The following is a 7,174-nucleotide window of genomic DNA, read 5'->3' as shown; positions in this document are numbered from 1 at the left end:
TCATCAAAGCGCATTCCTCCCGGCACTGACCCTACGGGTACAGTGCGGGGCTCCTGCGATTTCTAGCTGAGAATCCGTTGAGCAGCGTTCAAAGGACTCCGTCCCGGCCTTGGGTCAACCAGTTGGTTTGAGTCAGCCTTAGTCTACCACCCCTGGGGTGAGCCACCCTTGGCTTGAGCAAGCTGTAGTACAACCTGGCCAAAATGCCGCCAAATGGCCTCTGCCTGTGGCCCCACCTGGCGCAGAATCCAACCCTTACAGATGGGATCCGGAGACTTGACCAGCCAGTATGGGGACTCCGTTCCGCTGATGTGAACGGTCAGCCAAGTGGGTTCCGGCCAATCCCCCAGCAAGTACAGGGATCCCCAACAGAGATGGGATCCCAGCACTGACGCGGCGGAGACCTGCCGATGGGGAAAGTGCAGGTCTATGTGTTCCTGCAGCCAGAGTTTTCTCCCCTCGGGGGAGGATGGGATCCCAGCAGTGACCCAAACTTGCAAGCAGTTGGCAAGATGTTCAAACTGCCAGCGTTCGTCCATGGCCAGCCGTCCGGCAGTCCAGATCTCGGCATAGGCCAGGCGGGCTGTGGGATCCAGCTCAATTTGCACCTGCTGGCGAAAGTCTGCCCCTGCCCCCGGAATGGTCGGGTGAGGGATCCAGATCAACTGGCTGGTGGGGGCCAGCTTGACCTTGACCTGTTGCCGAATCAAGCCGGGATGTAGCCGCATTGCCCCTTGGGTGCGAATTTCCAGCGCCGAGCCTGGCCCCAGCCCGATCTCGATCCGGTGGCGATCCCCACCCAGCAGGCCGCCGTTGGGGTTGCGCAGGTAGTACACAGGTGGCTCCCCAGGGGATCCCAGCCATTGCAAGGGAGCCTGAGAATACTCCCAAATGTGGGTATGGTCGCCTCGGCGGGTTGCCTTCAAGATGGCCTTACCGAAGTTCACAGGCGGCTCACCGAGGGGGGGTCGGCCTTGATGGGGCGAAACAACACCTCCCGCTCCAGCCAACTGAGAACCTGCTCCAGCCCCTCACCCGTGCGCAGGTTGGTAAAGACAAAGGGCCTATCTCCCCGCATGCGACGGGCATCCCGTTCCATCACCCCCAAGTCTGCTCCCACATAGGGAGCCAGATCGATCTTGTTGATCACCAGCAGGTCGGAGCGGGTGATCCCCGGCCCGCCTTTGCGCGGGATCTTGTCCCCTTCGGCCACGTCGATGACGTAAATGCAGGCGTCCACCAGCTCCGGGCTGAAGGTAGCTGCCAAGTTGTGCCCCCCCGATTCCACCAAGATGAGATCCAGGGGGCAAAAGCGGCGCTCCAGCTCCTGAATGGCGTCTAGGTTGAGGGAGGCATCTTCCCGAATGGCGGTGTGGGGGCAGCCGCCGGTCTCTACGCCAATGATCCGCTCTGCCTCCAGGGCCTTGGCCCGCACCAAAAACTCGGCATCCTCGCGGGTATAGATATCGTTGGTCACCACCGCCAAAGACAGGTGGTCCCGCAGCGCCAAGCAGAGCTTTTCCACCAAAGCGGTTTTTCCAGATCCCACCGGGCCGCCAATGCCAACCCGTACCGGCTGGGAAGTTTGCGCAACTTTGCCCGACATCGGATACCTGCTCCTCTTTTTGGGCATTCTAGAACCAGATGCTTGCAAGGGATCCGAGTATGGTTCGGCTTTTGGTGGCAACTGCTGTGGTGCTGGTGGGATTTTTGCTGGTTAACCGCCTCTATCGCAACCCGCTGAGTTCGGAGCCGAGACCAGAGCAAGCCAGCCCAGAAGCTGCCCAGCAGGGGATCCCTCAAGGTGGGCCGCTGCAGATTTACCAATCGCGGGATCAACTGCAGCAAACCCTCAACCAAGGGGCCACAGCCACCCAGCAGCAGGTGGAAGCCGTTGAGCAATCCTTGGGCAATCCTTGACAGGTTGCAAGCCCTGCAGGAGTGTCTGGAACGAAACCAAAAGACCAAGGCCCCCTTCTCAACGGGAGAAGGGATCACTCACCAAGGCTGTGAATCCCCCTTAGGCTTGGGCGGATCCCCCAGACGCGCTAAAGTCGAGAATGCTGCAATTTTTATAGACCGTCCATGCGGATCCCTCCTGTTACCCCAGAGAAAGCCGATAAGCAACTGCAAAAGGTTTACGAAAGCCTGGAGAAAACCTACGGCACCGCCCTCAACCCCCTGCAGGTGATGGCCCACAAGCCCCAACTGATGCGAGCCGTGATGAACCTGTACGGGGCGCTGCACACCCAAAACCCCAACTTGCCTGAAGAGCTGAAGGAGCTGGTCAGCATCCGCATTGCCCAAATCAACGGCTGCCGCCACTACTGCCTGCCCTACCATACCCTGCAGGCGCAAAAGTACGGCGCCTCCCCTGCCAAAATTGCGGCGGTGGCCCAGGCCCGCACCAGCACCCTCTACACCGAAGCGGAGAAGCTGGCCATCGAGTACGCCGAGCGGATGACCGTGCCCAGCATGGTGGTGACCGACAGCTTCTTTGCCCAGCTAAAAGCCATTTGGTCAGATGAAGATCTGGTGGAGCTATCGGCTTGGATTGGCTTTATGAACTTCTGGACTAAGGTGATTGCCGCCCTGGATGTGCCTTTGGATCCCATCTTTGCCGAGCAGCTTCACGTCTCATGAACAACCGGCAAACTCCCCTCTCTCAGGGGGGTAAGGGATCCCGACCCAAACCCTCCACTAGGCCCAGTCGTCTCGCGTGCTAAAGCTGCGGTCGTACACCTGGCCGCGGGCATGGATCTGGCGAGTCCGGGCGAACAGCTCTTCTTCGCTCAGGCCCCACTGTTCCAGGATTTGATCCAAATCCCGCTGCAGATCCCAGGCACCGGGGAAACCGTGGTAACGGATGCGCAAACGGGCGACTTCCGCCAGCACCCACTCGGAGAGGGGCCTCTCCTGAGCCTGCACCATCAGCTCATCGAGCGCAGCTCGGTCGGTGGCATATTGCGGATGTTGCTGCTCTCGTCGGGATGAGCCACTCGAGGGTGAACGGGATACAGCCATCGGCCTCCCTCCTTTTTTCTCACTCTAGCTGAGTTCCCCTGGAGACTTTCAATATCGAGGATTGGGATCCTTGATGGCATGGGATCCCGAGAAGGCAGAAGAAAACCGCTATACTGCAAATGTTGCAGACCATGAACATTCTTCAGTTGCGGAGGCGGCGGCTATGCCCATGCCCATGATCGAGACCCGTACCGACCGGATGTTGCTCAACTTTGGGCCGCACCATCCCTCCATGCATGGGGTTTTGCGCCTGCTGGTCACCCTAGACGGTGAAAACATCGTCGATTGCGAACCGGTGATTGGCTACTTGCACCGCGGCATGGAAAAAATCGCCGAAAACCGCACGGTGGTGCAATACCTGCCCTACGTCTCCCGTTGGGACTACGGGGCCGGCATGTTCAACGAGGCCATCACCGTCAATGCCGTTGAGAAACTGGCCGGGATCAGCGTGCCCAGACGGGCCAGCTACCTGCGGGTGATCATGTTGGAGCTAACTCGTATTACCAACCACCTGCTCTGGTTTGGCCCCTTCTTAGCGGATTTGGGCGCACAAACTCCCTTTCTCTACGCCATGCGGGAGCGGGAGTGGATCTTGGATTTGTTTGAAGCCGTCACCGGCATGCGCTTGATCAACAACAACTATTTCCGGGTGGGCGGCGTAGCAGTGGATTTGCCCTACGGCTGGACGGAAAAATGCCTAGACTTTTGTGAGTATTTCCTGCCCAAAGTGGATGAGTACGAACGGCTGGTGACCGACAACCCCATCTTCCGCCGACGGCTGGAAGGGGTGGGCACCATCTCCAAGCAGGATGCCATCAATTGGGGGCTGTCCGGCCCCATGCTGCGGGCCTGTGGCGTCAACTGGGATCTGCGCAAAGTGGATCACTACGAATGCTACGACGACTTCGACTGGGAGGTGGCCGTTTATCCCGAAGGGGATTGCCTAGCCCGCTATCGGGTGCGCATGAAAGAGATGCGCGAGTCCTGCAAGATCGTGCAGCAAGCGGTGAAGGCTCTGCCGGGCGGCCCCTTTGAAAACCTAGAAGCCAAGCGCATGCTGGAGGGGCCGAAGTCGGAGTGGAACAAAGGCGACTACCAGTTCATCAGCAAAAAGCCTTCCGCCAATTTCAAGATCCCCAAGGGGGAAGCCTACGTGCGGGTGGAGAGCGCTAAGGGGGAGCTGGGCATTTACATTGTTGGTGACGACAACGTCTGCCCGTGGCGCTGGAAGATCCGTCCCCCCGGCTTTGTCAATTTGCAGGTACTGCCTCAGTTGATTCGCGGCATGAAGGTAGCCGACATGATCGCCATCCTCGGCAGCATTGACATCATCATGGGCGAGGTGGATCGCTAAGATACTTACGGAAAGCGAGGACAAAGGCAATGGCCTGGGCGATCTTGGTTCTGCCGCTGTTGATTGTGTCTGTCATTGCTGCGATTATTGGCCCCAAGCAATGGGCTAAGTACCAAGAGGAAAGGCGCCGCCGCGCGGAAGAGCTATCTGATGCTCGCCTTCAGGCCATCATCCAGCAGGAGCTACGCCGCCGCAACCGTCCCCCCCAATCGGATCCCAACGGGAAAACTTAGCTACAGGGATCCCAAACCCTACCCAACCCGCCATCTCTAGGGAGCTACTCACCCCCATGACAAACGCTGGTATCGACCTACAACTTGGCTTCGAGACTGCCCTACAGAACCTAGGCTTGGGAGCAGGTGCAGCCCATGCCCTCTGGATGCCCCTGCCGATGTTGCTGCTGATCATCGCCGCCACCTTGGGGGTGATGGTCATGACTTGGCTGGAGCGCAAGATCTCGGCAGCAGCCCAACAGCGGATTGGCCCCAACATGGCCGGCCCTCAGGGGGTGCTGATCCCCATTGCCGACGGCATCAAGCTGCTGACTAAAGAGGATGTTCTGCCCATCCTGGCCGACCCGGTTTTGTTCACGCTGGGGCCGATATTGGTTTTCCTGCCCGTCTTTTTGTGCTACCTGGTGGTTCCCTTTGGCCAGAACCTATTGATCTCCAACATTGCCATTGGCGTGTTCTTCCTGATCGCCACCTCCAGCGTGCAACCCATCGGTTTGTTGATGTCGGGCTACGGTTCCAATAACAAGTACTCCTTGCTGGGTGGGCTACGCGCGGCAGCTCAATCGATCAGCTACGAACTGCCGCTGGCCCTGTCAGTGTTGGCCGTGGTGCTGATGAGCAACGGTCTGGACACGGTGGGGATCGTGGAGCAGCAGAGCGGCCTGGGCATCTTGAGCTGGAATGTGTGGCGGCAGCCCATTGGCTTTGTGATTTTCTTGATCTCGGCTCTGGCGGAAACGGAGCGGATCCCGTTCGATTTGCCGGAAGCAGAAGAAGAGCTGGTGGCCGGTTACCAAACGGAGTACTCCGGCATGAAGTTTGCCCTCTTTTATCTGGGATCCTACGCCAACCTGCTGCTGGCTTCCCTCATTGCAGCGGTGCTGTACTTGGGGGGCTGGTCGTTCGTGGTGCCGGTGGAAACGATTGCCGCCTTGGCCGGGATCCCCTTGGATAACCCTTTCTTGCAGATCGGCGCGGCGGCCTTGGGCATTGTCATGACGATGGTCAAAGCTTTTATCTTCATCTTCTTGGCCATCCTGCTGCGCTGGACCTTGCCACGGGTGCGCATTGACCAACTGCTGGATTTGGGGTGGAAGTTTTTGCTGCCTGTATCCTTTGTCAACTTGCTGCTGACGGCAGCCCTAAAGCTCGCCTTCCCCACCTTTTTTGGGGGTTGAATGAGAAGTAAAGAGGCAAGAGAGGGAGAACATAGGTCATGACTTTTCTAAAGCGTGTCAAAGAATATGTGGGCGATGCCTTCCGAGCCGCCAAGTACATCGGCCAAGGGATGGGGGTTGTCTTCGACCACATGGGCCGGCGCCCGGTAACCGTGCAATACCCCTTCGAAAAGCTGATCCCCTCTGAGCGCTTTCGGGGACGCATCCACTTCGAGTTTGATAAGTGTATTGCCTGCGAGATCTGCGTTCGGGTTTGCCCAATTGACCTGCCAGTGGTGGATTGGGCCTACAACCCAGAGCTGAAGAAAAAAGAGCTTTACAGCTACAGCATTGATTTTGGGGTGTGCATTTTCTGTGCCAATTGTGTGGAGTTTTGCCCCACCAACTGCCTCTCGGTAACTGAGGATTATGAGCTGGCCGCCTACGACCGCCACGACCTCAACTACCATCAGGTGGCGATGGGCCGTTTGCCCTCTAAGGTTACCGAAGACCCGATGGTGACCCCCTTGCGAGAATTTGCCTATCTGCCCAAAGGGGTGATCGATCCCCACGACTTGCCTGCTGGATCCCAGCGGGCTGGCAAACGACCGGAGGAGATTCTGGCGGAAATGAGAGCGGCCAAAGCTGCTAAGGAAGCCGAAGCGAAAGCAGCCAAGGCTGCTGCGGAATAGCGTGACATACTCCCGCACTCATGCTGACGCAAAGCGCTCCGCGCCGCTGTCCGCCACCCCTAGCCCCTTTCCCAGGGGATGTGACTGTTTGAACTTGTGGGACTGCCTTCCAGCATCGCCCGCTGCCGCAAGGTGATGGCCAGAAAAAGCGTCGAGGCCGCGAAGTTGGAGCTGTCCTTAGTGGGAATGAGATGCCTGGGGCGCAGAAATAAGGTCTTCTGAACCCTGCGATCTGCAATCAAAGATCTGAGTATGAGTATAGGTGTGGTGTCCTAGTCTGAACCAAAATGGCCATACGTGGGCAGGGCAGATGGCTGCCAGCCTTGGCTAACTTCAGGGGAAGGAAAACGTAAACCTACCCGCCAAGCCAGGGGATGTGGCCAAGCCGCTAAAAGTCTGCGCGACGTTTCCGCTCTTGCGAACCGTTACGGTAAAGGGAATGGGAGCAGTTGATTGGGAGCAGCGCCGGAACAATCTCACCTCGATGAAGTATGGCCCTGAGGGCGGGGTGGAAGCCCAAAAGACATTCTCCACAGCATTTTGGGTTACGGCAACACAGTCGGCATTGGCATCCACATCCAGCCGTCCTCCAGAAGGGACAATTCGGTTGTTAAAAAACACGGTCTGCTGCGTGGGATCCGTAACATACAGGTCAAGGTCATCGATGGTGTTCCAACTCAAGGTAACTTGAATGGGGCCGGTGCCCAATACCGG

At 58.1% G+C, this 7,174-nt stretch carries 9 protein-coding genes and 1 pseudogene; 6 read left to right on the top strand and 4 right to left on the bottom strand.

Annotated elements, in window-relative coordinates:
* Positions 1-143 precede the first annotated feature (143 nt).
* On the bottom strand, positions 144-947 hold the full coding sequence (locus tag NW837_RS12175; RefSeq protein WP_414331872.1) for an urease accessory protein UreD: 804 nt from the start codon (positions 945-947) through the stop codon (positions 144-146).
* Complete coding sequence (ureG, locus tag NW837_RS12170; RefSeq protein ID WP_414331871.1) at positions 944-1,606, bottom strand: urease accessory protein UreG; 663 nt, start codon at positions 1,604-1,606, stop codon at positions 944-946. Before ureG ends, NW837_RS12175 begins: the two co-directional genes overlap by 4 nt.
* Positions 1,607-1,665: 59 nt before the next feature.
* Here ureG and NW837_RS12165 point away from each other — a divergent pair, with 59 nt between their 5' ends.
* Both NW837_RS12165 and NW837_RS12160 read left to right on the top strand, forming a co-directional pair.
* Positions 1,666-1,920 (top strand): hypothetical protein, encoded by a 255-nt coding sequence (locus NW837_RS12165; protein ID WP_414331870.1) that lies wholly within the window; start codon positions 1,666-1,668, stop codon positions 1,918-1,920.
* A 165-nt stretch (positions 1,921-2,085) separates the two neighbouring features.
* Complete coding sequence (locus NW837_RS12160) at positions 2,086-2,643, top strand: carboxymuconolactone decarboxylase family protein (protein ID WP_414331869.1); 558 nt, start codon at positions 2,086-2,088, stop codon at positions 2,641-2,643.
* A 57-nt stretch (positions 2,644-2,700) separates the two neighbouring features.
* On the opposite strand, the gene NW837_RS12155 is transcribed toward NW837_RS12160, so the two are convergent.
* The gene (locus NW837_RS12155) at positions 2,701-3,024 is read right to left on the bottom strand and encodes a DUF3288 family protein (RefSeq protein WP_414331868.1); all 324 of its coding nucleotides are present in this window, start codon (positions 3,022-3,024) and stop codon (positions 2,701-2,703) included.
* A 169-nt stretch (positions 3,025-3,193) separates the two neighbouring features.
* On the opposite strand from NW837_RS12155, the gene NW837_RS12150 reads away from it, so the two are divergent.
* The 4 genes from NW837_RS12150 to ndhI are packed head-to-tail and all read left to right on the top strand — an operon-like array spanning position 3,194 to position 6,460.
* A complete protein-coding gene (locus NW837_RS12150) occupies positions 3,194-4,378 on the top strand; it encodes an NAD(P)H-quinone oxidoreductase subunit H (RefSeq protein WP_414331873.1) in 1,185 nt (394 codons plus the stop codon).
* A 29-nt stretch (positions 4,379-4,407) separates the two neighbouring features.
* On the top strand, positions 4,408-4,611 hold the full coding sequence (locus NW837_RS12145) for a hypothetical protein (protein WP_414331866.1): 204 nt from the start codon (positions 4,408-4,410) through the stop codon (positions 4,609-4,611).
* A 56-nt stretch (positions 4,612-4,667) separates the two neighbouring features.
* The gene (nuoH, locus tag NW837_RS12140) at positions 4,668-5,789 is read left to right on the top strand and encodes an NADH-quinone oxidoreductase subunit NuoH (RefSeq protein WP_414331864.1); all 1,122 of its coding nucleotides are present in this window, start codon (positions 4,668-4,670) and stop codon (positions 5,787-5,789) included.
* A 38-nt stretch (positions 5,790-5,827) separates the two neighbouring features.
* Positions 5,828-6,460, top strand: a complete 633-nt coding sequence (ndhI, locus tag NW837_RS12135) for an NAD(P)H-quinone oxidoreductase subunit I (protein ID WP_414331863.1) — start codon at positions 5,828-5,830, stop codon at positions 6,458-6,460.
* A gap of 333 nt (positions 6,461-6,793) precedes the next feature.
* Here the strand turns inward: ndhI and NW837_RS12130 are convergent.
* Positions 6,794-7,174, bottom strand: a pseudogene (locus tag NW837_RS12130) (right-handed parallel beta-helix repeat-containing protein); the annotation flags it as partial.

The sequence above is a fragment of the Synechococcus sp. R6-10 genome (genome assembly GCF_047461815.1).
GTDB lineage: Bacteria > Cyanobacteriota > Cyanobacteriia > Thermostichales > Thermostichaceae > Thermostichus.
This window is presented reverse-complemented; position numbering and strand designations above follow the sequence as displayed.

Excerpts from the sequence above, each read along its gene's own strand:
- ureG (WP_414331871.1), bottom strand. The coding sequence starts at position 1,606 with ATGTCGGGCAAAGTTGCGCAAACTTCCCAGCCGGTACGGGTTGGCATT.
- NW837_RS12160 (WP_414331869.1), top strand. The coding sequence starts at position 2,086 with ATGCGGATCCCTCCTGTTACCCCAGAGAAAGCCGATAAGCAACTGCAA.
- NW837_RS12155 (WP_414331868.1), bottom strand. The coding sequence starts at position 3,024 with ATGGCTGTATCCCGTTCACCCTCGAGTGGCTCATCCCGACGAGAGCAG.
- NW837_RS12165 (WP_414331870.1), top strand. The coding sequence starts at position 1,666 with ATGGTTCGGCTTTTGGTGGCAACTGCTGTGGTGCTGGTGGGATTTTTG.
- NW837_RS12150 (WP_414331873.1), top strand. The coding sequence starts at position 3,194 with ATGCCCATGATCGAGACCCGTACCGACCGGATGTTGCTCAACTTTGGG.
- ndhI (WP_414331863.1), top strand. The coding sequence starts at position 5,828 with ATGACTTTTCTAAAGCGTGTCAAAGAATATGTGGGCGATGCCTTCCGA.
- NW837_RS12145 (WP_414331866.1), top strand. The coding sequence starts at position 4,408 with ATGGCCTGGGCGATCTTGGTTCTGCCGCTGTTGATTGTGTCTGTCATT.
- nuoH (WP_414331864.1), top strand. The coding sequence starts at position 4,668 with ATGACAAACGCTGGTATCGACCTACAACTTGGCTTCGAGACTGCCCTA.